The following is a 23,257-nucleotide window of genomic DNA, read 5'->3' on the forward strand; positions in this document are numbered from 1 at the left end:
CGTGGGGATCCGTTGAAGCCCGAGCTCGCTGCTCTCGGCACCCGATTCGTCGCCGTCGCCGCCCGCGCCACTCGGCCGGCCACGCGAACCGGGAGCGCCGCCCCGGCAGTTGCCGACGTCCGGGCGGGCAGCACCACGTGAGCGGTATAGAACTGACCACCCCGTATCTGGACACGGACGCCGACCAGCTCTCCTTCACCTTGGGGCGGCCCGCGCGCGAGGCACTGGCCGTACGCGACCTCTCCGTCGGCGGGCTCGACGTCCAGCTCCGGCTCCTCGGCGCGTCCCACCAGGTCTTCGCGGGGCCGGTCCGGGAGACCGTGGCCTGCCTGCCGGGCGTCGCGGGAGGCCTGCCGGACTCGGCGGAGCAGGAGTTCGACGACTGGTCCTACCGCTTCAGCGCCCGCGTCGAGCACTTCACCGTCGCACGGTTCAGTGAACAGGTGGCGCTGATCCGCGCACGGTCCGAGGCGTCCCGCGAGGCGCTGTACGGGGTCTTCCCGGGCTCGGTGGCGGCCGTCACCGCCCTGACCGTCGAGCGCCACGGCACCGGACTGGGCTGGCGCACCTGGCACACGTACCCGCAGAGCCGCCAGATCGTGGCGACGCACACCCGGCTGGAGGCCCGATGAAGACCGCCCGAATCATCAGCGTGACGCTGCTCGCCCTCGTCGCGCTCACCGCATGCGGCGACGATCCGGAAGACTCCAACTCCGTGCCGTCCAGCTGGATCCGCCAGCAGTACAGCGGCAGCAGCGTCGGCTATGTCGACAGCAGCGACGCGACGACCGAGGTCGCCAAGGAGATCGACGGGCACACCGCGGCCCACGACCGCATCGACGACGACGGCAAGGTCTTCCTCCGCTACCGCGACGACATCGTGGCGATCACCCCGCTCGAGCGCGGCAGCCGGATCGAGATCGACGACTACCGCACCGGCTACCGGCGCTGGCAGTCCAGCGTCCGGTCGGTGTGGCCGGACCCGGACAGCGACTCGTTCCGCGGCGGCGGCCCCGGCTCCGGCAAGTGACCGCCTCCGGTCATCCACCCACCCGAACTCCTCGACGACGTCCCCGAAAGGCACCCCCGTGGCAGAGATCTTCGAGTCGGCAGGCGTCGCCCTGCTGTACGGTCTGGTCGGTTTCTTCGTGATGGCGGTCGGCTTCATCGCGCTCGACCTGGTGACGCCCGGCAAGCTCGTCCATGTGGTGTGGACGGAGCGCAACCGCGGCGCCGCCGTCCTCCTCGCCGGCCAGACGATCGCCATCGGTCTCGTCATCGACCAGTCGATCCGGGCCAGCGAATCGGAGCAGGGACTCGGCCTCGGCCTGTTCAGCACCCTGCTCTACGGCCTGTCCGGGGTCGTTGTGATGACGCTCATCGCCTGCGTCGTCGGTCTGCTGACGCCCGGTCGCCTCGGTCACGCCGTGCTCGACGACAACGGTGACCGGCCGCACCCCGCCGCCTGGGTCCAGGCCGCGATGTACATCGGGACGGCCTTCATGGTCGGCGCCGCGGTCTCCTGACCTCCCGATGAGCACCACCGCTGCGGACCGCACCGCCTCCCCCACCACGGACTCCGCGCCCGCCGCCCATTCGCGGGCGGCGCGGTTCCTGCTGCTGTTCGCGGTGTTCCTCTGCGCGGCCTGCGGTCTGGTGTACGAACTGGCGCTGACGGCGCTGGGCAGTTATCTCATCGGCAACTCGGTGATGCAGACCTCTGTGGTCATCTCCGTGATGGTCTTCGCCATGGGCATCGGCTCGCTCGCGGCCAAGCCGCTGCAGCGGCGCGCGGTCGGCGCCTTCGCCCTGGTGGAGGGGGTGCTGGCGCTCGTCGGCGGCCTGTCGGTGCTCGTGCTGTACGTGTCGTTCGCCTGGCTGCGGATCTACATGCCGTCGATGGTGCTGGTCACCTTCGTGGTCGGCCTGCTCATCGGGGCGGAGATCCCGCTGCTGATGACGCTGCTGCAGCGGATCAGGCGGCAGGAGGCGGGCAGCGCCGTCGCGGACATGTTCGCCGTCGACTACATCGGAGCGCTCGTCGGCGGACTGTGCTTCCCGCTGCTGCTGCTCCCTGCCTTCGGGCAGCTCAAGGGCGCGCTGGTGGTGGGTGCCGTCAACGCGGTGGCCGGGGTCGTCGTCGTGCTGTGGATCTTCCGCAGACAGACCCGCCGCATCGTACGGCTGTCGCTGCTGGCCGGCATGGCCGGTGTCCTCGCCGTGCTCGCCACCGTGTACGCGCTGGCGGACGACATCGAGGTGACGGCGCGTCAGCAGCTGTACCGCGACCCGATCGTGCACGCGGAGACCACGCCGTACCAGGACATCGTCGTCACCCGGTCCACGGCCTTCACCGGCGAGCCCGACATGCGGCTGTTCCTCAACGGTGATCTGCAGTTCTCGTCGGTCGACGAGTACCGCTACCACGAGGCGCTGGTCCACCCCGCCATGTCGGGGAGGCGTTCCTCCGTGCTGATCATGGGCGGCGGCGACGCGCTGGCCCTGCGGGAGGTCCTGCGCTACGACGACGTCGAGAAGGTCACTCTCGTCGACCTCGATCCGGCGATGACGCGGCTCGCCCGCGGCTTCGGGCCACTGCGCGAGCTGAACCGTGACGCCCTGGACGACCCCCGGGTCACCGCCGTCAACGCGGACGCCTTCAACTGGCTCCGGGACGCCGGGCAGCGCTTCGACACGGTCGTCATCGACTTCCCCGACCCGGACAGCGCGGCGCTGGCGAAGCTCTACTCCGTCGAGTTCTACCACCTGCTGAGCCATGTGCTGAAGCCGGAGAGCCAGATCGTGGTGCAGGCCGGTTCACCGTTTTTCGCGCCCAAGTCCTACTGGTCGATCGCCACGACGATCGGCGAGGCGGGCTACCGCACCACCGAGTACCAGGTGGACGTGCCCAGTTTCGGGAACTGGGGCTTCGTCCTCGCCACCCCGGGCGCCGGCGGCCCGCAGCCGGCGCTGCGGCTGCCTGTGGACGCGCCGCCGCTGCGGTTCCTGGACGACGCGGTCCTGCAGGCGGCGACCGTCTTCCCTCTGGACCGCCGCCCGCAGGACGTGCGGGCCAGCACGCTGATGGATCCGGTGGTGCTGGAGTACACCCGCCACGAGTGGCAGAACTACTGAGCCGCCGGGTACGGGGCGGCCACCGGTGACCGGTGTTGGAGCCCCGCGCCCGGCGGACCGTCAGGCCACCGGGGCTCCGTAGACACCCATCTCGTAGATCGAGTAGCCCCAGGTCGTCCTGCGCTCCAGCCCCTGCATACGCACGTACCGCACGGGCTCGTCGGCGGTGATCCGGACGACGTCGGTGTCGCAGCCGTCCGGTGCCCGGGTGGCGGCGGTGGTCCAGTTCGTCCCGTCGGCCGATGTGTGGATCTCGTACCGGGTGGCGCAGGCGGTCTCCCAGGCCAGCGTGACGGCCGCGACCACTGCCGGTGCGGCGAGTTCGACCTGTACCCATTCGTCGTCCGAGTAGCCGGAGGCCCAGCGGGTACCCGTCAGCCCGTCGTTGACGTGCCTCGGCGCGAGCCGGTCGAGGTTCTGCTCCACGCTCGACGCGGTCGCCGTGCCCTCCGGCGCCAGGTTCCCACCGCCGCCCGCCACGTCCCACAGCCGCAGCCGGACGCCGGCCTGCACGAGGAACGCGTCGAGCACCCCGTCACCCACCTTGGCCTGCGCCGCGCCCCAGGTGTTGCGCGGCGGGTCGACCCGCACGGCTCGCGCCTGACCCTGGAGGGATTCGGATTCGGTGAGCAGCCGGTCGGCCGTCTCCTCGTCGCCCGCCTGCCGTGCGGCGAGCGCGTCCAGCATCGTCACCATGGCCCTGCCCCACAGCTGTGTGGCGTCCAGCCAGGGTGTGGCGTCGACCGTGAACCCTTTCTCCACCGCCCCGCCCCGGATGGTGGCCGGGGCCTGCTCGACGGCGCTCGCGTGAGCGCGCAGCGCCTTCACCGCCTCCGTGCGGTCGCCCGCGTCCCAGGACTGCCAGAATGCGGCGGTCCGCCGGGCGAGTTCGGGTGCCTGGGGCTGCCACGGGGTCGCACCGAAGGTGGGTGCCATGTGTTCGAGGTCGGCGAAGACGAGCAGGGCGTCGGTGGCCGCCCGGTCTCCGCCGGCGAGGTAGGACACGGCCCGCGGCCAACTGGCGGCGGCAGAGTAGGCGCGGTCGTTCCAGGCGAAGTCGGCAGCCCCGAAGACGGCGACCTTGCTGGCGTACGGCTGGTTCATGGGGTTGGCGACGACGCCGGAGATGTGGTCGGACAGCCCGGCCTCGCGCTTGTCGTACGGCGCGAGCAGCAGCCGGCCGCTGGTGTTGCCGAAGTCGTTGACCGGATAGTTGTCCCAGACGAAGACCTTGCGCCCGAAGAGCGTCGAGACGGCGTCGGCGTCCTTGTTGGTGATCTTCGGGGGCACGACGTCGGTCCCGGTCCACATGACGACGACTGCGGGGTCGAGGCTCGCCCGCATGGTCTGCTTGTAGGCGGTGTCGGTCAGGTCGCCGTACTCCGTGGGCACCATCTGCAGCGGACGGGCGCCCTCGTGGGTGGCGATGAAGGTGCGCTGGACGTCGTTGAGGAGATCGACCTGTGCCTCGGCGGCCGCCCGGCGTCCGGGCTCGCCGAAGGCCGCCCTGTCGCCCGTGCAGTTCCAGCGGGTGTAGCTGATGTCGTCCAGCGGGATGGAGAACGCCCGGGCGCCGAGGTCGTACAGGGCCTGGAGTTTGGCCTTGAGGTCCTTCCGGTGGGCGGGGTCGGAGTAGCAGATCGACTCCCCCGGAGAGACGGCGAAGGTGAAGCGCACATGGTTGGCGGTGGCCCGCTCCACCAACTCGCCGAGTTCTGCCAGCTTGTCCGCCGGGTAGGGCTCGCGCCACTTGCCCCGGTGGTACGGGTCGTCCTTCGGCGCGTACACGTAGGTGTTGGCCTTGACGTCCCCGTAGAAGTCCATCTGGTCGAGGCGCTCGGCGTGCGTCCAGGGCAGGCCGTAGAAGCCTTCGATGGTTCCGCGCAGCGGCATCGAGGGCTGGTCGCTCGCCTGTGCGCCGGCCACCTTCCAGCCGTCGTCGGCGGGTACGAACAGCTGGCGCAGCGTCTGGACCGCGTAGAACTGGCCCGCGGCGTCGGTGCCGCCGAGGGCGATCTGGGCGTACGGTTTGCCGGCGAAGACCCGCAGGGCGTAGCCCTCGGCGTGGTCCGGGACGGCCGTGTCCCCGAGCGCGCCCGCGATGTCCGGCCGCGACGCCGGCCCCAGCCGCACGGTGAGCAGGCCGGCCGCGGCGGGCGGCAGTGCTCCGGGGGCGACGACGTCCACCTCGTCGGCGCCGTGCGCGGTCAGTTCCTCGATCAGCCGGGCGCGGGCGGCCGGGTCGGTGCGCTCGTCCGCCACGACGAGAACCCGGCTCGTGACGACGGCGTCGGAGCCGGCTCGGTGGAGTGACTGCGGGGTCGGCGAGACCGGTGGCAACGCAGTCCCGGCGGCGGGTGCGGTGGCCGCTCCGGGATCCGCCGCCTGCGCGGGCGCGAGGGCGCCGACGAGCATGGCGCTTGCGATCGCGAAGGATGAGGTGACAGCTCTGGCACGGGTTCTGCGTCGTTGCACGGGACCCTCCGGGTGCTGGTCTGGACCATGAAGTCGCCTTTGCGGTACCGATGATGCTCCATCTGCCGTCGCGGGATAAGACGTCTGGGGTCTAGACCTCTTGTGGCCTGAGCTTTACTGTGGCCAACCGCTCCAGACCCCTTCCCGGAACACGTCCGGGCGGCCTTCACGCCGCCCGGCCCGCACGCGTGCGCCGAACCCCCCGGAAGGAATTCCGCTACCGAGGGGTAGGCCCGCCCGCCCCCCTTGCTATACGGTCCGTCCAACAGCTTGCTAGACAGTCCGTCTAACAAGGTGCGGTTGCACCTGCCCGACACAGCGTTCCGAGGAGCCGCTCCATGGCCAGCAGCACCGTTCGACCGAAGACGCAGGACCGGACCCCGCAGCACGACGTCGCCCGGCGGTTGCTCGACTCGGCCGCGATGCTCGCGTACGACCCGGCCACGGAAGTGGCCTGGGACACGCCCCTGGACAAGGACTTCCACGGCGCCAGCCCGGAGTGGAGCACGCTCTACGGCACCGCCTACTGGCAGGAGATGACCGACGCGCAGCGCAAGGAGCTGACCCGCCAGGAGGCGGCGTCGGTGGCCAGCACCGGCATCTGGTTCGAGATGATCCTCCAGCAGATGGTCCTGCGCGACATCTACGCGAAGGACCCCACCGACGCCAGGTTCCAGTGGGCGCTCACCGAGATCGCCGAGGAGTGCCGGCACTCCATCATGTTCGCCCGCGGCGCCCAGAAGCTCGGAGCGCCCCCCTACCGGCCGCACCGCGTCGCCGTCGAACTGGGCCGCGTCTTCAAGACGCTGGCGTTCGGCGAGGCGGCGTACGCCGCGATCCTCGTCGCCGAGGAGGTGCTGGACGTCATGCAGCGCGACTGGATGCGCGACGAGCGGGTCGTGCCCTTCGTCCGCACCATCAACAACATCCATGTCGTCGAGGAGTCACGGCACATGAAGTTCGCCCGCGACGAGACGCGCAAGCGCCTCGCGGGCGCCGGCCGCGTGCGCCGGCAGATCAACGCCTTCGTCGTCGCGATCGCGTCCTACTACATCGTCACCAGCATGGTGAACCGGAAGGTCTACGCGAACGCCGGACTCGACGAGCAGCGCGCCCTCACCGAGGCCGCGGCGAACGAGCACCACAAGTCGATGATGCGCTCCAGCTGTTCGGGGCTCATGGAGTTCCTGGCCTCGGCCGGACTGCTCACCGGGCCCGCGCTGTTCTTCTACAAGCGCGCCAACCTCATCTGACCCGATCCGCGGACCGAACCCGGCCCTCGCACCGCATCGAACCGCACCGCACCGCATCACACCGAGCCGAGCCGAGCTGACGACATGACCTACGCCATCACCCAGACCTGCTGCAGCGACGCCACCTGCGTCGCCGTGTGCCCGGTCAACTGCATCCACCCCACCCCGGAGGAACGGGCCTTCGGCAGCACGGAGATGCTGTACATCGACCCCCGGTCCTGCATCGACTGCGGCGCCTGCGCGGACGCCTGCCCCGTCGACGCGATCCTCCCGGTGGACGCCCTGTCCGGCGCGCAGCAGGAGTACGCCGCGATCAACGCCGCGTACTTCGAGGAGGAGGCACCCGAGCCGGCCGCCGGCAGCCCGAACTTCCACATCTGGGGCGAGCCGTCCTTCGACCGCTGCCTGCCGTCCGACTTCGCGCCCCTCCGCGTCGCGGTCGTCGGCACCGGCCCGGCGGGCATGTACGCCGCAGAGGACCTGCTGCTGCACACCAACGCCGAGGTGACGCTCGTCGACCGGCTGCCGGTGGCGGGCGGGCTCGTACGGTACGGAGTGGCACCGGACCACCCCGGGACCAAGAAGGTCGGTGACACCTTCGCGCGGTTCCACACGCACCCGCGGGTGCGGATGCACCTGGGCGTGGAGGTGGGCAAGGACATCACCCACGAGGAACTCGCCGCGCACCACGACGCGGTGACCTATGCCGTCGGGGCCTCCACCGACCGCCGGGTCGGGATCCCGGGCGAGGACCTGCCCGGCAGCATCTCCGCCACCACGTTCGTCGCCTGGTACAACGCCCACCCGGAGGTCGCACCGGACACGGTCCGCGTGTCCTCCGAGCGCGTGGTCGTCGTCGGCAACGGCAATGTGGCACTCGACGTCGCCCGGCTCCTGGTCTGCGACCCGGAGTCACTGGCCAGGACGGACATCGCCGACCACGCCCTCGCCGCACTGCGCGCCGGCACGGTGCGCGAGGTGGTGCTGCTCGGACGCCGTGGACCCGAGGACGCGGCCTGCACCCGGTCCGAACTGCTCGCTCTGAGGCACCTGCCCGGCGTCGAACTCGTGGTGGACGACCACGATCCGCGTATCGGCGCCGCCATCGACGCCGCCGGCCCGAAGGACAAGGCCGGCGACCTGCGGGGGGTGACCCGCCGCACGGTCGACTGGTCGCTGCCGCCCGCGCCGGGCCGGCGGATCGTGTTCCGCTTCCACTCCGCGCCCGTGGAGGCGGTCGGCGACGCCACGGTGCGTGCGGTGCGCGCCACCGGCGGGTCGGGGGAACAGGAGATCCCGACGGGCCTGCTGCTGCGCGCCGTCGGCTACCGGGGCGTGCCGATCGCCGGTCTGCCCTTCGACGAGGCCACCGGCACGGTCCCGCACGAGGGGGGCCGCGTGACGGGCCGACCGGGGACGTACGTCGTGGGCTGGATCAAGCGCGGGCCGTCGGGCGGCATCGGCGCCAACCGGACCTGCGCGGCCGAGACGGTCGGCACGCTGCTCGCCGACGCCGTCGCCGGCTCGCTGCCGGCACCGACGGGTTCGGCGAAGGCGTTCCGCCGGCTCGTACGCAGCCGCAACCGCGATGTCGTCGACGCCCGCGGCCTGGCGGCCATCGACCGGGCCGAGGTGGCCCGCGGCCGGGCCGAGGACCGGCCGAGGGTAAAGCTGACCACCGTCCGCGAACTCGTGGGAGCGGCGAAGGGCGCTCGCCGCCGGCTGCCGCGCTGAGGCGGGCGCGGTCACGAACGACGGGGCAGGGGCGTGGCTCGCGCCCCGGCCCTGACGAGTACGGCCCTGGTGGTCGACAGGTGCGCACCGCCGTGACGGTGAAGTGTTCGACGGTGGCGAGAGACCCGCCGGTGGATACGACGAACCTTCTCCGAGGCGACGAGAGGAAGCGGGCCGACGTCCGAGGGAGCGTTCTTGAGCGCACCGGTCTCCGAGCCCGGACAAGAGCGGGCCCAGGAGGGTCACGGCATACCCCTGACTTCCGGTCGGCGTTACGGGGCCCACGACCGTTCAGCAGGAGGGAGCGGACGGTGCGCGGCTGGGATCACCGGTTCCCTGCGTGGTGCGCAGGGGCGAGGTTCACTCCGCTGACGGGGTCGAAGACATGCATCCTGGACGTGTCCACCCACAGCTGCGCCTCGCTTCTCTCCCGTACCCGGGTCGCGCTGCTCAGCCGGGTGACGATCTGGTGACCGCCGGCGCCCGTCTCGCTGGCCCCCGAATCTGCGGCGAGCTCCGCAAGCTCCGACGTCTGAGCGGGCTGCCACTCGTCCTCCGCGAAGTAGGCGTACACGTCCGACCCCAGGGACTCGACCACACCCACCGTCGCGGTGAAGGTCATGCCCGAGCGGCCGGGCTCCACCAGGCTCGCGTCCTCGAAGGCCTCCGGGCGCAGGCCCACGATGAGGTCACGGGGAGCGTTCCGCCGCTCCAGCTCACGCAGCAGGCCCGGCTCCAAGGACACTTCTCCGACACTCGTGTGCAGGAGGTTCTCCTCGAGCGTGGCGTGCAGGAAGTTCATCGCGGGCGAACCGATGAACCCGGCCACGAACAGATTCCGCGGCTCGTCGTACAGGTGCTGCGGTGTGCCGACCTGTTGCACCACCCCGCCGCGCATCACGACGACGCGATCCCCCAGCGTCATCGCCTCTGTCTGGTCGTGGGTGACGTAGACGGTGGTGGTCCCGAGGCGCTGCTGCAGACGGGAGATCTGGGTCCGCATCTGCACCCGGAGTTTGGCGTCCAGATTGGACAGCGGCTCGTCCATCAGGAACGCCTTGGGGTCACGGACGATCGCTCGGCCCATCGCCACCCGCTGACGCTGGCCGCCCGACAGGTTGGCCGGTTTGCGGTCCAGATGCTCCGACAGATCGAGGATCCGCGCGGCCTCCTCCACCTTGGTGCGGATGACGGCCTTGTCCGTCTTCGCGAGACGCAGTGCGAACCCCATGTTGTCGCGAACGCTCATGTGCGGGTACAACGCGTACGACTGGAACACCATGGCGATGTCGCGGTCCTTGGGCGCCTTGTCGTTGACGACCTGGCCGCCGATCCGCAGCGTCCCCGCGGTGATGTCCTCAAGACCGGCGATCATGTTGAGCGTTGTCGACTTCCCGCAGCCCGACGGACCGACCAGGATCACGAACTCCCCGTCACCGACCTCGAGATTGACGTCCTGCACGGCCACGGCGCCATCCGGATACTTCTTGGTGATGCCCTCGAGAACGATCTCGGCCACGGTCGCTACTCCCTTGTCCTGACGGCCGGCTGCTGCCGGTCAGCCCTTCACGGCGCCGGACGTGAGGCCGGCGACGATGCGCCGCTGGAACAGCAGCACGAACACGATGATCGGAATGGTGATCACCACGGCCGCCGCGGCGATCGAGCCGGTCGGCTGGGCGAACTGGCTGCTCCCGGTGAAGAACGCGATCGCCGCCGGCACGGTCCGTGCTGCCGTGGTCGACGTCAGCGAGATCGCGAACAGGAAATCGTTCCAGCAGAAGATGAAGACCAGGATCGCGGTCGTGAACACACCGGGCGCCGCCAGCGGTGCGATCACCAGCCGGAAGGCCTGCGCGGGCGTGGCGCCGTCGACCTTCGCCGCCTTCTCGAGGTCCCACGGGATCTCGCGGAAGAAGGCCGAGAGCGTATAGATCGCAAGCGGGAGCGAGAACGTCATGTACGGGATGATCAGCCCCGGCCAGGTGTCGAAGATGCCCAGGAATCGTTCGATGTTGAACAGCGGCGAGACGAGAGAGATCGGTGGGAACATCGCGATCAGGAGCGACATCCCGATCAGCAGGCGCTTGCCGGGGAACCGCAGTCGCGCGATCGCGTACGCAGCCATGGTGCCCAGCACCACGGCGATTACCGTCGCGATCAGCGCGATGCCGATCGAGTTGACGAGCGCTCTGGTGAACTCGGAGGTGTCGAAGATTCCGCGGTAGTTCTCCCACGTCCACTTCGTCGGGAAGAAGTTGCCGTCCGTGATGGTGGTCGGGTCCTTGAAGGAAAGGGCAACGATCCACCACACCGGGAACAGGGCGTAGGCGATGACGACGATGTTGGCGACCGTCCAACCCGTCGTGTGCCGCTTGCCCGCACCGGCCATCAGCGTGCCCCTTCCTCTGAGCCGGGGGCCGCTGCCCCGAAGAGTTTGATGAACACGAAGGCGATCACCGCCACGCACAGGAAGATGAGCACGGAGATCGCCGACCCGATGCCGAGGTTGAGAGCGGTGAACAGGTTGTCGTAGCCGAGGATCGACACCGAACCCGTGTCGTGGGCACCTGCTGTCAGGATGTAGATGTTGTCGAAGATCCTGAATGCGTCCAGCGTCCGGAAGAGCAGTGCCACCAGGATCGCCGGCTTCATCAGCGGCACCGTCACCAGTGCGAACCGCTGCCAGGAACCAGCCCCGTCCACCTGTGCGGCGCGCAGCGTTTCCTCCGGCACCAGGGCCAGGCCGGCAAGGAGCAGCAGCGCCATGAACGGTGTGGTCTTCCACACCTCGGCCAGGATGATCAGACCGATCGCCGACCATTGTTCCGTCAGCGGCGCCTCCCCCGTTGGAAGGAGCGCCGCAAGATATCCGGTGCCCGGTGTCCACGCGTACTGCCATGAGTACGCGGCGACCACCGTCACAATCCCGTAAGGCACGAGGATCGCCGTACGCACCGCCCCGCGGCCGAACAGCGTGCGGTGCATGACCAGCGCCAGTGCGAAGCCGAGTACAAGCTCCACGGCCACGGAGACCGCGGTGATGACGAGGGTGACCCAGAACGCCTCCCACCAGAAGTCGGAGGACAGCACGGCACCGTAGTTGCTCAGCCCGACGAATTCCGCGCGGCCCGGGAAGCGGAGGTCGTAGCGCTGCAGCGAGAGGTAGACGGCGTAGCCGATCGGATACGCCGTGACCGCAACCATGACGACGACGGCAGGGGCGCACAGCATCCAGCCCAGGCGCCTCTCCTGCCGTGCACCCGCGGACAGGGCCTTCACCGTGTCCGGCGGCGCGGCGGACTCTGCTGTGCCGGAGGCCGCGGGGGCCGGTCGCTTCACGGAATCACCCCCTTCGATTCGAGAGCGTCGCCGATATGGGACTCGATGCGCTCGACGTCACTGCGCGGCGAGATCGCCGAGGGGGGCGAGAGCGTGTGCGAAACGGTGATGGAGACATTCTGGTAGGCCGGGGTCTTGGGCCGGATGCTGGCGTTCTCGAGGGCGTCCAGCACCTCGGCCGCAAACGGGTAGTCCTCGGCGAGTGCCGGGTCCGAGTACAACGAGCGCAACGTGGGCGGCAGTCCTCCCTTGAGCGCCGCGGTGATCTGGTTCTGCCGGTTGCGCAGACACAGGGCCGCCTCGAAGGCGAGGTCAGGATGGCGGGAGTACGCTCCCACCGCCAGATCGATGCCGCCGATGGTGGGCTTCGCCGGCCGTCCCGGATCCACACCGGGGTAGGGCGCCCAGCGGAAGTTCTTGAACAGGTCCGGGTTGTTCGCCTTCATCGACGGATAGACGAACGGGTAGTTGAGTTCGAAGGCGGCGGTCCCGGACTCCATGGCCAGCCGGTTCTGGTCCTCCATCTGGTTCGGGAGTGACGGGTCGGCCGCCGGCGACCGGGCCAGGTCGCGCATGATGGTCGCCGCCCGGACCGCCGGCGGGCCGAGCGACGGCTCGGTGGCGGCAGCGTTGAGGATGGAACCACCCGCGCTCTCCACCAGGGTGTTGAACCAGACCGTCAGCCCCTCGTACTGGGCGCCCTGGACCTCCACGTAGTGAGGTTTGCCCTGCCGGGCCAGGTCCCGGGCCATGGTGAGCATCTCGTCCCAGGTCTCGGGTGGCCTCGGCACGAGATCGGTGCGGTACCAGAGCAGTTGCGTGTTGGTGTTGTACGGGACGGCATACAGCCTGCCCTTCCAGGTGGCGGTCTGCAGTGGCACCTCGAGGGTGCCCTCGGTGGCACGTCGGCGGTTCTCGCCGGTCCACGGCAGAATCCACTCGGCCTCCGCGAACTCGGCGGGCCAGGTCACGTCGAGTCCCATGATGTCGACCGTGTCGTCCTCCGCGGCGAGCCGGCGGACCAGTTGCTGGCGCTGCCCGTCGGCGGTGCGAGGCAGCTTGTGGTACGAGATGCGGTACCGCCCGTCGGAGGCGCTGCTGCAAGAGGAGGCCGCACTCTCCAGGGCACCGGAGTCGTCAGGGAAGTTGTACCAGTTCAGGGTCACTGTTTCGGATGTCCCGGAATCACAGCCGCCCAGCAGCACGGCGATCAGGGGCAGGGCGGCGAGCGCCCTCAGGGTGCGCGAGGATCGGCGCCCGGGGCGGCCCGTCCGGCGAAGGCCGCGAGCGCAGAGGAGCTCGTGTGCCGCCACCGCTCGCCTCACGCGATCCACGCTCCTCACATCGGACGGTGCGTCCCGGCAGGTATGGCCCGCAGGGCTCCCCTTCCACCGAACGTAGGCGCACGACGCACCGGCACGGGCCACCTTCCACGTGTCGTGGAGGGGGTGCCACCCGTTCGGGCCCCACCGGACGAAGACGTCTCGGGACTACCGGCCGCCGCGGCTGCGGCCACAAGGCCGTCGTACGGACCCCTCACATTGCGGAGCCAGGCGCCAAGCTTCGGCCGGGTTATCGGATCGGCGGCGCCTGAGTCCTCCCCGTCTTCCGCCCAACCGATGATGTGGCCGCCGACCCCACCTGCCGCGGTGAGGGCGCCTTCGCGCCGGCGTTCCCGGGACGACGTGGCGAGCTTCATCCGCGACAGCCGCCGTACGCCAAGCAGGCACTTGCCGCAGCCGTCGCAGGGACGTTCGATCACGTTCAGGTCCGTACCGCGCAAGGCTTCCCCGTTTCGAGCACGCAGGGTACGAAAATTCCGCGGCCACACCCAGGACGATCTCGCTCAGCCCAGGAAGCTCAACCGCACCTGACGGTCCCGAGCGCGACACCGAAGCCCCCACCCCGAACTCCATCTCCCCCGCAGCTTCGCCTCCGAGACCACCACCGTCGTCTTGGACCTCGGCACGGTCACAGGCCTGCCCGCGTATCCCTCGGAGACGCCCATCGCGGCAGCCGCGGAGACCGGCGGCACCGACGCGCGCCGTCTCCTGCTCACCACGCCGGGCGGTTCCGGCCTCCACTGCGCCCTGATCACCAACGGCACGGAGAAGGCGTCCCCGGACCAGCGGGCCGCGGCCCAGAAGGAGCTGGCCGCCCAGGTGGCTGCCTCGGGCTTCACCGGCTGAACCACCCGCGCTCTCGTGCGGCTCCATCCGCTCGGGAGCGGCGATGAAATTCGGGGCACGAACAGCACGCGCTCCGGTGGGGACAGCCGCTCCATCAGCACTCACGTACGACATGGTGTGGCGCAGCACGGCGGTATCGAGGGGACCCGAGGACCGTTGTGGCCACCGGCTCGGGGAGCCACGGTCCGCCGGGCACCGCGTGGTGCCCGACGCAGGGCTTTGGCATCTCGAACACCTATGCCGAGCTCGGCGTGTCCGGCAGACGCCAACTCATCCAACACCACGGGCGTCCCACCCAGCAATTGCACAGTAAAGCTGTGGTGTGCAGAGCCATTTGGACGACAAACCGGCAACACGACGGGAGTGGCGGGGCGACCGGCGGACATGTCGGTGCCGGCCGCTCCCGAGCGTGAGCGGCTGGCACGGTGTTTCCTACTGGGCGTAGAACGTCGCGTCCGCCTTGGCGGTCTCCGTCTCAGCCGGCTGCGTAACGAGCAGGTAGTTGTAGTGACGGAGGTAGCGGCCGGGGAAGTTGTACGACTCGAAGGAGACGCCGGCGGCCGTGTCGGCCAGGCCGGGGCGGCGGTGGAAGCTGGCGTCGCTCCTGAAGGTCGCGCTCCCGTCGTTCTTCTCGACCCAGACCTCGTGGTTCTTGTGGCGGAGGTAGTAGCCGGGGAAGTTGGCCGATTCGAGGGAGACCGTGCCGGTGCCGGCGAGGCCGGTGACGACGCGGAACTGGGAATCCGCGAGGTTGGTGACGTTCGCTTCGAGCCTGGCGCGGAATTCCCAGTGCCGGACGAACCGGTCGGGGAAGTTGAAGGACGAGAAGCGGACGGGAGTGGCTCCGTCGGCGACCGGGATGCCGAAGTTCGGGCTGCCGTCGGCGTTCCAGTAGAGCTTCTGGTAGCGGGTGCGGCGGTTGGGGTCGTTGAGCGGGTCGCCGCTGATGTCCTTGTAGTTGCGGTCGTGGTAGACGAGGATGTCCGACTTTCCGTCCTCGGATGTGGTGAAGGTGTTGTGCCCCGGGCCGTACTGGCCGGTCGCGGCGTTGCTGGTGAAGACCGGGTTCGGATTCTTGATCCAGGAGGCAGGATTCATCAGGTCCGCGCCGGCGGCTGCGGTCAGCAGGCCCAGACAGTAGTTGCTGTCAGTGGCGCTGGCGGAGAAGCTCATGAAGACCCTGCCACCCCGCTGGATGACCGCCGGACCCTCGTTGACCGTGTGGCCGACCGTCTCCCACGCGTGGGTCGGCCGGGAGATCATCACCGGACTGCCGCTGATCGTCCAGGGGTTGGACATCCTGGCCAGATAGATGTTGGTGCCGGGGCCGACGGCCGGGTCGTTCTGCGCCCAGGAGAGGTAGCGGGTCGACCCGACGACGAAAGTGGTGGCGTCGAGCGAGAAGGTGTCCAGCGGCAGCGCGATGCGGCCCTTCTCGGTCCAGGTGCCCGTCAGCGGGTTGGCCGCACCGGTCTGAAGGACGTACGGCCGAATCTTCCAGATGTCACTGGTGGACCCGGCGGCGAAGTAGACGTACCACTTGCCGTCGATGAAGTGGATCTCCGGAGCCCAGATGTGCGCTCCCATCTCACCGCTGGCGTGTTTGTTCCAGATGGTGGTCTCGGTGGCGGTGGACAGGCCCTGGAGGGTGGTGGCCCGTCGCATGACGATCCGGTCGTACGCGGGAACGGTCGCCGTGAAGTAGTAGTAGCCGTCGGTGTGCTTGAAGATGTGCGGATCGGCGCGCTGTTCGGCGATCGGGTTGGTGAAGGTCACCGCCGGTGAGGCGGGGGCCGCCGCGTGGGCGGGGGCTGTGATGGTCAGCACGGCCAGTGCGGCGAACAGCGCCATGACCACCCTTGCGATGTCGCGTCTCACGGTCTTCCTCTTCTCCGTCACGGCACTCATGCAGCCGGCTTGAGCTGCCACTGCTGGCAGGCGTTGTTCAGCCAGGTCCACTGGCGTACGTCGGCGCCGTCCGCCGTACCGCAGTCGGCGACGTCGGCGACCTTGCCGCTGTTCTCGTTGACGATCCGCACGTATTCGCCCGAGGCCGTGTGTACGAGGCGGAACTTCTGGCAGTTGTTGTTCAGCCACGACCACTGCCGCAGATCGACGCCGTCGGCGGCGGAACAGTCGGCCGTGTCCATGACTTTGCCGGTCGCGACGTTGACGAGCCGGCCGGTGTCGTTGCCGAGGTCCTCGATCCGCCACTTCTGGTTGGCGCCGCCGTTGCACGTCCACTGCGCGATGTCGGTGCCGTCCGCGGTGCTGCCGCCCGCGACGTCCAGGCACTTGCCGCTGTGCCGGTTCACCAGCGTGTACGCCGTCGGTGTGGCCGCCGTCTCTCCGGACGGGCCGGGCAGGGCCGTGCCCAGGGCGACCGGGGCGCCGAAGTCCGGGGTTCCGTCGGCGTTCCAGGTGAACTTCTGGGCGCGGGTGGTGCGGCCGTTGTCGCAGCCGTCGGAGGCCGAGTCGTTGGCGTGGTAGACGATCCAGTTCTCGGTGCCGTCGGGCGAGGTGAAGAAACCGTTGTGGCCGGGGCCGAAGACCCCCGCGGAGTCGTTCCGCGAGAAGACGGGCGTGGACTCCTTGGTCCACGAGGACGCCAGCAGTGGGTTGCTGCCGGTCAGTTCCAGCCGGCCGAGCTTGTAGTCCGGCCCCCAGCAGGCGCTCGCGGAGTAGACGACGAACGTCTTGCCGTTGCGGTAGAGGGGTTCGGGCCCCTCGTTGACCGCGCCTCCCTGGGTCTCCCAGCTCAGCGTGGGGCTGGAGATGATGGTGAAGGCGGAGCCGCTGACCGTGTACGGGTTGCTCATCGGGGCGATGACCAGGCTCTGGCGGCTGCCATTGACGAAGCCGCTGCCGAGCAGGTACAGCTTGCCGCCGTGCCGCAGCACGCTGGCGTCGATGAGCCAGCCTCCGGGGTCGAGGTTCGATCCGGTGAGCTGGTTCTTGTAGGTGTACGGCCCCATGGGATCGCTACCCGCGCTCTGAAGGACATAGGTGCGCTGGGAGTCGCAGCAGGGGACACCGCGCTGCCCCGCGGAGTAGTAGAGGTACCAGCGGCCGTCGACGAAGTGCAGTTCGGGCGCCCAGAAATTGGTGTTGCGGGTGGAGGTGGTGTCGCTCCAGACCTGGACGCTGGGGGCCGTGGACAGTCCGGCCAGGGTGGGCGACTTCCGCATGGTCAGCACGCCGGTGAAGGACGTGGTGACCAGGTAGTAGTGGCCGTTGTAGTACTCCAGCCAGGGGTCGGCGCCCTTCTGCGACTTGACGGGGTTCGTGTACGGGCGCCCCTCGGCGGCCGCGGCCGGCTGCGTGCTGACCGGTGCGAACATCATGAGCAGCGCTGCCATGAGGGTGAACCAGTAGCGGGTGCGGAACAAGGCGAGTCCCTTTCGACAGCTGGCAACTGGCCGGTGGCAGCCGGCAGCCGCCGGCCAGGGTTGTTCGATATATCGGACGCCGTACGTAACTTCGACCAAAACATAGGCACGCAACCTGTACGCGTCAACGGTTCCGACAGGTTCGGTTCCGACAGGACCGCCATCGGGTGACGCATCACGTGAAGGAGACCGTGAACTCACCGGGCGACGTGGTCCGACGCGTCGAACAGGGCATCAACACACGCCCTGTCTGCGGCTCTTGACGACCCGCCGAACATGTCGTCCGACCCGTCGCACATTTCCCTCCGCCCCTTGACGCTGCGCTCGGCGCCGATCGACACTCGCGCAACGCGACGTCACACAGCCGAAACGGCAGGGCACCCCGCTCCCGGCAGCCCTGCCGTCCCATTTCCGGTTCTCCGGTTCCCCGATGTTCCGATTCGCCCTCGACTCCCCCTCAGCCCCTGAGCCCCCTCAGCAAGGGAAATTGAAACGATGCAATTCGCTCGACCACACAGCCGCGCGCAACGGCGGGCCGGGCATCTCGCCGGACTCGCCGCCGCGTCGATCCTCCTGGGCCTCACCGGCCCCGCCGCTCCCGCCCACGCGGCGGAGCGCGCGGAGACCACCGGCAGTTCAAAGATCACCGAAGGGCTGGCTCTCTGGTACAAGCTCGACGCCCCCTCCGGCACCTCCGGCACCACCGTGACCGACGCCTCCGGCAACAGCCGCGACGGTACGGTCAACGGCACCGCCGACTGGTCCGGCACCGGCGAGGGACTGGGCTTCAACGGCTCCGACACCTTCGTCAAGATGCCGGACAACATCCTGAGCGGCATGGCCACGATCACCGTCTCGATGGACGTCCGGATCGACGCGGCCCAGGCCACCCCGTACTTCCTCTACGGCTTCGGCAATACCAGTGGCACCGCAGGCAACGGCTACCTCTTCACGACCGGAAACAACTTCCGCACCTCGGTCGCCTCCGGCAACTGGTCGACGGAGCAGACCACCCAGCCCTCCCCGGGACACGCCCTGACCCGCTCCGCCTGGAAGCACGTCACCTACACCCAGACCGGCTCCACGGGCGTGCTCTACGAGGACGGCGTGGAGGTGGCCCGCAACACGGCCCTCACCCTCACCCCTGGCTCCATCGGCTCCGGGATCACCACCGCCAACCACATCGGCAAGTCGGTGTACCCCGGCGACAAGCTCTTCAAGGGCCGCATCCGCGACTTCCGGGTGTACGACCGCGCGCTGGCCGGCCCGGAGGTCGAGCAGCTCTCCCTCCCCGTCGCCACTCGAGGGGTCGCCGACGACAAGGCCGCTCTCAGCCTCGGCGACACCGGCGCCGTCGTCTCCGACCTGACGCTGCCGGCCACCGGCACGGCAGGCGGTTCCGCGATCACCTGGGTGAGCGACGCGCCCTCCGTGGTGTCGGCCACCGGCGCCGTGACCCGCCCGGCCGCTGGTGAACCGGACGGCCGCGCGCGGCTCACCGCGACGCTGAGAAAGGGATCAGTGACCGACACCAAGACCTTCGACATCACGGTCCCCGCCGCATTCGACGACGCCACCGCCGCCGAGGAGGCGGCCAGGGCGCTGACCGTCCACGACATCGACGACGTACGCGGCAACCTCACGCTGCCCACGAGCGGCGCTTACGGCACGCACATCACCTGGTCCTCGGCGAAGCCGGACGTCGTCTCCGCCGACGGTGTGGTCCACCGCCCCTCGCACGGCGCCGGCGGCACCACCGTCGAACTGACCGCGACCGTCACCAAGGGCGAGGCCGAGGCGACCCGCGTCCTGACCGCCAAGGTGCCCGAACTGCCGGCCCGGGAAGCCCTCAAGGGCTATATGTTCAGCTATTTCACCGGCGAGGGCACCGCCGACGGCGAGCAGCTCTACACCGCGCTCAGTAAGGGCAACGACCCTCTGCGGTGGCGGGAGTTGAACGACGGCAAGCCCGTCCTCACCTCCACACTCGGCGAGAAGGGCCTGCGCGACCCGTTCATCATCCGCTCCCCCGAGGGCGACAAGTTCTACCAGATAGCCACCGACCTGCGGATCTACGGCAACGGCGACTGGGACGCCGCCCAGCGCACCGGCAGCAGGTCCATCATGGTCTGGGAGTCCACCGACCTGGTCCACTGGACCGACCAGCGCCTCGTCGAGGTCTCGCCCGACGCGGCCGGCAACACCTGGGCGCCGGAAGCCTTCTACGACGAGGAGCTCGGCTCGTACGTGGTCTTCTGGGCGTCGAAGTTGTACGACAACGCAGAGCACACCGGCAACACGTACAACCGCATGATGTACGCCACCACCCGCGACTTCCGCACCTTCAGCGAGCCCAAGGTCTGGATCGACCGCGGATACTCGGTCATCGACTCGACGATGATCGAGCACGACGGCCGGTACCACCGCTTCTCGAAGGACGAGCGGAACAACACCTCCTCCACCCCGTACAGCAAGTTCATCTTCGCGGAGAAGAGCGACTCGATCCTCGACCTCTCCTACAACTTCGTCGCCGAGGGCATCGGCAAAGGGGCGATGAGCGCCGCCGAGGGGCCGCTGGTCTTCAAGTCCAACACCGAGGAGAAGTGGTACCTCTTCCTCGACGAGTTCGGGGGCCGCGGCTACCTCCCGTTCGAGTCGACCGATCTCGACTCGGGCATCTGGACCCCGTCCACCGGTTACGACCTTCCGGCCGAGCCCCGCCACGGCACGGTCCTGCCGGTGACACAGCGCGAGTACGACCGGCTGCTGCGCGCCTATCAGCCGGACCAGCTCGTCGAATCCGCCGAATCCGTCTCCGTGACGACGGCCGTCGGTGACGCCCCGGTGCTGCCGGGAACGGTGATCGCCGCGTACGCCGACGGCGTCGAGCGGCCCGTCGCCGTGGCCTGGGACGCCGTCCCGGCCTCGGCGTACGCGCAGGCCGGGACCTTCACGGTGACCGGCAGCCTGCCCGACGGCGCCGCGCTGAAGGTCCACGCCCGGGTCACGGTCTCGACGGAAGGCCCCGAGGTCCCCGCCGACCTGCTCCTGCGCTATGCCTTCGACGAGACCGGCGGCAGCATCGCCCGTGACTCCAGCGGCCACGGCTTCCACGGCACGTACGTCCGCACGCCCGGCTTCGGCACCGGTGTCGACGGCGGATCCTTCCGTATGTCCGGCGGCACCGCCGCTTCCACCACCGCGCCGTACGTGCGAATCCCGAACGGCGTCCTGAAGGGGGCCGACAGCGTCACCGTCTCCACCCACGTCAAGTGGAAGGGCGGGGACAGCTTCCAGTGGCTCTTCGGCCTCGGCCCGGACAGCGACAAGTACCTCTTCGCCTCACCGTCCAACGGCAGCGGCAAACTCTTCTCGGCGATCACGCAGGCCAGTTGGTCGGGCGAGAGGAAGCTGACCGCGGGCTCCCCGCTCACCCCGGACCGGTGGCAGCACGTCACCGTCACCGTGGACGGGCCGGCCGGCACGGCGGTCCTCTACGTGGACGGCGTCGAGGCGGCCCGGGCGACGGGGGTCACCGTCAAGCCATCCGAACTCTACGATGCCTCGAAGGGCTATTCGGGCCACATCGGCAAGTCCCTCTACTCCCCGGACCCGTACTTCGGCGGCGAGGTCGACGACTTCCGGATCTACAACCGGGCCCTGTCGGCCACCGAGGTGCTCGCACTCAGCGGAAACACCACCGGCGTCGCGGCGGCGGCCCATCCCGAACTGAAGGTCGACGCCCTCGTCGACAACGCGGCCGGCCGGATCACCCTTCCGCTGGCGGAGGGCAGCGATCTCACCTCCCTGGCACCGGAGTTCACCCTCGCCCACGGCGCCTCCATCAGCCCCGCCTCCGGCACGCTCCACAACTTCACCGAGCCCGTGACGTACGAGGTCACCGGCTCCGACGGCAAGAAGCGCACCTGGACCGTCAGGGCCCTCGAAATGAAGAGCCCGGTACTGCCGGGGCTCAACGCCGACCCGGACATCGCGCGGTTCGGCGACACCTTCTACATGTATCCGACCACCGACGGCTTCCCGGGCTGGAGCGGCACACGGTTCAAGGCCTACTCCTCCACCGACCTCGTCCACTGGAAGGATCACGGCGTCATCCTCGACCTGGGTCCCGATGTCGGCTGGGCCGACAGCAGGGCATGGGCGCCGGCGATCGAGGAGCGGAACGGGAAGTACTACTTCTACTTCTGCGCCGACGCGAACATCGGTGTCGCGGTGTCCGACTCGCCGACCGGCCCGTTCAAGGACGCGCTGGGCAAGCCGCTGCTGAAGGCCAGCCAGTACCCGGGCCAGATGATCGACCCGGCGGTCTTCACCGACGACGACGGCACGCCGTACCTCTACTGGGGCAACGGCAGGGCGTACGTCGTCCCGCTGAACGACGACATGGTCTCCTTCGACACGTCGAAGGTCACCGACATCACTCCCAGCGGATACAGGGAGGGCACCTTCGTCATCAAGCGCAACGGCACCTACTACTTCATGTGGTCGGAGAACGACACCCGAGACGAGAACTACCGCGTCGCCTACGCGACCGGCTCCTCGCCCACGGGCCCCTGGACCGAGCGCGGCGTGATCCTGGAGAAGGACCTCTCCCTGGGGATCAAGGGCCCCGGCCACCACGCGGTCGTCCGGGTGCCGAACACCGACGACTGGTACATCGCCTACCACCGATTCGCCGTCCCCGGCGGTGACGGCACCCACCGCGAAATCACCGTCGACAAGCTGGAGTTCGATGCCGAGGGTCTGATCAAGAAGGTCGTTCCGACGCTGACGAGCATCGCCCCGGTCACCGTCGTCCGCGCCGGTCCGGACGCCCGGGGCACCGAGGGCGGCGCGATCGGCGTCTCCGGCACCCTCTCGGGGGCCGGCGGACCGACGTGGACGGTCGAGGACGGAGCGCCCTGCGCCGTCGCCGACCCCGGGGCCCTCCTGACCTCGGTCACCTGCACCGACGACGGTACGTACGAGTTGAGGCTGACCGGTGGCCGCGGGAGCGACACGCTCACCGTGACCTTGGACAACGCGGCCCCGGTGATCACCTCCGCCACGGGCCCGAGCGCGCCGGTCCCGGCCGGCCGGCGGGCGGTCGTCAGCGCACACGTCACCGACGCGGGCTCCGGGGACACCCAGAGCTGCCTGGTGGACTGGGAGGACGGCACGGACCCGGCGCCCGGCACGGTCACCGGCTCCGTCTGCGAGGCGCACCACACGTACACCGCGGCCGGCATCCACCGTCCGGTGATCACGGTCACCGACGACGACGGCGCCTCCGTCAGCGCCCGGCTCCCCGAGCTGATCGTCCACGACCGTACGGCGGGCCCCGCGACCGGCCACGGCGTCATCGCCTCTCCTGCGGGCGCCTACTCCGCCGAGCCCGGCCTGTCCGGGAACGCGGCCTTCTCCTTCGCCGCCCGGTACGAAAAGGGCGACACGGTTCCCTCCGGTGAGGCCGCCTTCCGCTTCGGGGCCGGCAAGCTGAAGTTCCGTTCCACCTCTTCGGACTGGCTGGTCGTCACCGGCTCCGAAGCCCACTACCAGGGCTCCGGCACGGTCGACGGAACGGGTGGCTACGGCTTCCGTATCACCGTCACCGACGCGCCGGACACCTTCCGCATCAGGATCTGGAAGAAGTCCACGGGAGACGTGCTCTACGACAACGCCACCGGCAGCGCCACGAAGGGCATCAGGCTCGGGGCAGCCGTCCCGGGGCGATCCTGAT

At 69.4% G+C, this 23,257-nt stretch carries 15 protein-coding genes; 8 read left to right on the forward strand and 7 right to left on the reverse strand.

Annotated features, from left to right (window positions below; genetic code table 11):
• Positions 1-137 precede the first annotated feature (137 nt).
• The 4 genes from OGH68_RS04455 to OGH68_RS04470 are packed head-to-tail and all read left to right on the forward strand — an operon-like array spanning position 138 to position 3,135.
• Positions 138-632: a DUF2617 family protein gene (locus tag OGH68_RS04455; protein ID WP_264241998.1), complete on the forward strand. Its 495-nt coding sequence runs from the start codon at positions 138-140 to the stop codon at positions 630-632.
• Positions 629-1,030, forward strand: coding sequence for a DUF4247 domain-containing protein (locus OGH68_RS04460; RefSeq protein ID WP_264241999.1), 402 nt, complete (start codon positions 629-631; stop codon positions 1,028-1,030). Before OGH68_RS04455 ends, OGH68_RS04460 begins: the two co-directional genes overlap by 4 nt.
• Before the next feature lie 58 nt (positions 1,031-1,088).
• A complete protein-coding gene (locus tag OGH68_RS04465; protein ID WP_264242000.1) occupies positions 1,089-1,526 on the forward strand; it encodes a DUF350 domain-containing protein in 438 nt (145 codons plus the stop codon).
• 7 nt (positions 1,527-1,533) lie between these two features.
• Positions 1,534-3,135 (forward strand): polyamine aminopropyltransferase, encoded by a 1,602-nt coding sequence (locus OGH68_RS04470; RefSeq protein WP_264242001.1) that lies wholly within the window; start codon positions 1,534-1,536, stop codon positions 3,133-3,135.
• A gap of 60 nt (positions 3,136-3,195) precedes the next feature.
• Here OGH68_RS04470 and OGH68_RS04475 read toward each other — a convergent pair whose 3' ends face one another.
• Positions 3,196-5,550, reverse strand: coding sequence for a beta-N-acetylglucosaminidase domain-containing protein (locus OGH68_RS04475; protein WP_264249899.1), 2,355 nt, complete (start codon positions 5,548-5,550; stop codon positions 3,196-3,198).
• Positions 5,551-5,948: 398 nt separating this feature from the next.
• Between OGH68_RS04475 and OGH68_RS04480 the strand changes: the two genes are divergently transcribed.
• Both OGH68_RS04480 and OGH68_RS04485 read left to right on the forward strand, forming a co-directional pair.
• The gene (locus tag OGH68_RS04480) at positions 5,949-6,863 is read left to right on the forward strand and encodes an AurF N-oxygenase family protein (protein WP_264242002.1); all 915 of its coding nucleotides are present in this window, start codon (positions 5,949-5,951) and stop codon (positions 6,861-6,863) included.
• Between the two features lie 84 nt (positions 6,864-6,947).
• A complete protein-coding gene (locus OGH68_RS04485) occupies positions 6,948-8,597 on the forward strand; it encodes an FAD-dependent oxidoreductase (protein ID WP_264242003.1) in 1,650 nt (549 codons plus the stop codon).
• A gap of 325 nt (positions 8,598-8,922) precedes the next feature.
• Here OGH68_RS04485 and OGH68_RS04490 read toward each other — a convergent pair whose 3' ends face one another.
• From OGH68_RS04490 to OGH68_RS04505, 4 genes are all read right to left on the reverse strand, one after another.
• On the reverse strand, positions 8,923-10,116 hold the full coding sequence (locus tag OGH68_RS04490) for an ABC transporter ATP-binding protein (RefSeq protein WP_264242004.1): 1,194 nt from the start codon (positions 10,114-10,116) through the stop codon (positions 8,923-8,925).
• Positions 10,117-10,155: 39 nt separating this feature from the next.
• Positions 10,156-10,989, reverse strand: coding sequence for a carbohydrate ABC transporter permease (locus OGH68_RS04495; protein ID WP_264242005.1), 834 nt, complete (start codon positions 10,987-10,989; stop codon positions 10,156-10,158).
• Complete coding sequence (locus OGH68_RS04500) at positions 10,989-11,831, reverse strand: carbohydrate ABC transporter permease (protein ID WP_264249901.1); 843 nt, start codon at positions 11,829-11,831, stop codon at positions 10,989-10,991. Before OGH68_RS04500 ends, OGH68_RS04495 begins: the two co-directional genes overlap by 1 nt.
• Before the next feature lie 104 nt (positions 11,832-11,935).
• Positions 11,936-13,105: an ABC transporter substrate-binding protein gene (locus tag OGH68_RS04505; protein WP_264242006.1), complete on the reverse strand. Its 1,170-nt coding sequence runs from the start codon at positions 13,103-13,105 to the stop codon at positions 11,936-11,938.
• A 789-nt stretch (positions 13,106-13,894) separates the two neighbouring features.
• Between OGH68_RS04505 and OGH68_RS04510 the strand changes: the two genes are divergently transcribed.
• The gene (locus OGH68_RS04510) at positions 13,895-14,128 is read left to right on the forward strand and encodes a hypothetical protein (RefSeq protein ID WP_264242007.1); all 234 of its coding nucleotides are present in this window, start codon (positions 13,895-13,897) and stop codon (positions 14,126-14,128) included.
• A gap of 432 nt (positions 14,129-14,560) precedes the next feature.
• Here OGH68_RS04510 and OGH68_RS04515 read toward each other — a convergent pair whose 3' ends face one another.
• Complete coding sequence (locus tag OGH68_RS04515) at positions 14,561-15,979, reverse strand: family 43 glycosylhydrolase (protein WP_264249902.1); 1,419 nt, start codon at positions 15,977-15,979, stop codon at positions 14,561-14,563.
• Between the two features lie 53 nt (positions 15,980-16,032).
• Positions 16,033-17,487, reverse strand: a complete 1,455-nt coding sequence (locus tag OGH68_RS04520) for a family 43 glycosylhydrolase (protein ID WP_264249903.1) — start codon at positions 17,485-17,487, stop codon at positions 16,033-16,035.
• 525 nt (positions 17,488-18,012) lie between these two features.
• Here OGH68_RS04520 and OGH68_RS04525 point away from each other — a divergent pair.
• Entirely contained in the window at positions 18,013-23,256 is a 5,244-nt protein-coding gene (locus tag OGH68_RS04525; RefSeq protein ID WP_264242008.1) for a family 43 glycosylhydrolase, read from the forward strand.
• Position 23,257: the final 1 nt, after the last annotated feature.

Source organism: Streptomyces peucetius (assembly GCF_025854275.1).
Lineage (GTDB): Bacteria > Actinomycetota > Actinomycetes > Streptomycetales > Streptomycetaceae > Streptomyces > Streptomyces peucetius_A.

Bases quoted from the DNA above. Each gene is read 5' to 3' on its own strand.
- OGH68_RS04460 (WP_264241999.1), top strand. From the start codon at position 629: ATGAAGACCGCCCGAATCATCAGCGTGACGCTGCTCGCCCTCGTCGCG.
- OGH68_RS04470 (WP_264242001.1), top strand. From the start codon at position 1,534: ATGAGCACCACCGCTGCGGACCGCACCGCCTCCCCCACCACGGACTCC.
- OGH68_RS04475 (WP_264249899.1), bottom strand. From the start codon at position 5,550: ATGCTCGTCGGCGCCCTCGCGCCCGCGCAGGCGGCGGATCCCGGAGCG.
- OGH68_RS04480 (WP_264242002.1), top strand. From the start codon at position 5,949: ATGGCCAGCAGCACCGTTCGACCGAAGACGCAGGACCGGACCCCGCAG.
- OGH68_RS04485 (WP_264242003.1), top strand. From the start codon at position 6,948: ATGACCTACGCCATCACCCAGACCTGCTGCAGCGACGCCACCTGCGTC.
- OGH68_RS04495 (WP_264242005.1), bottom strand. From the start codon at position 10,989: ATGGCCGGTGCGGGCAAGCGGCACACGACGGGTTGGACGGTCGCCAAC.
- OGH68_RS04500 (WP_264249901.1), bottom strand. From the start codon at position 11,831: ATGCTGTGCGCCCCTGCCGTCGTCGTCATGGTTGCGGTCACGGCGTAT.
- OGH68_RS04515 (WP_264249902.1), bottom strand. From the start codon at position 15,979: ATGGCGCTGTTCGCCGCACTGGCCGTGCTGACCATCACAGCCCCCGCC.
- OGH68_RS04520 (WP_264249903.1), bottom strand. From the start codon at position 17,487: ATGGCAGCGCTGCTCATGATGTTCGCACCGGTCAGCACGCAGCCGGCC.
- OGH68_RS04525 (WP_264242008.1), top strand. From the start codon at position 18,013: ATGCAATTCGCTCGACCACACAGCCGCGCGCAACGGCGGGCCGGGCAT.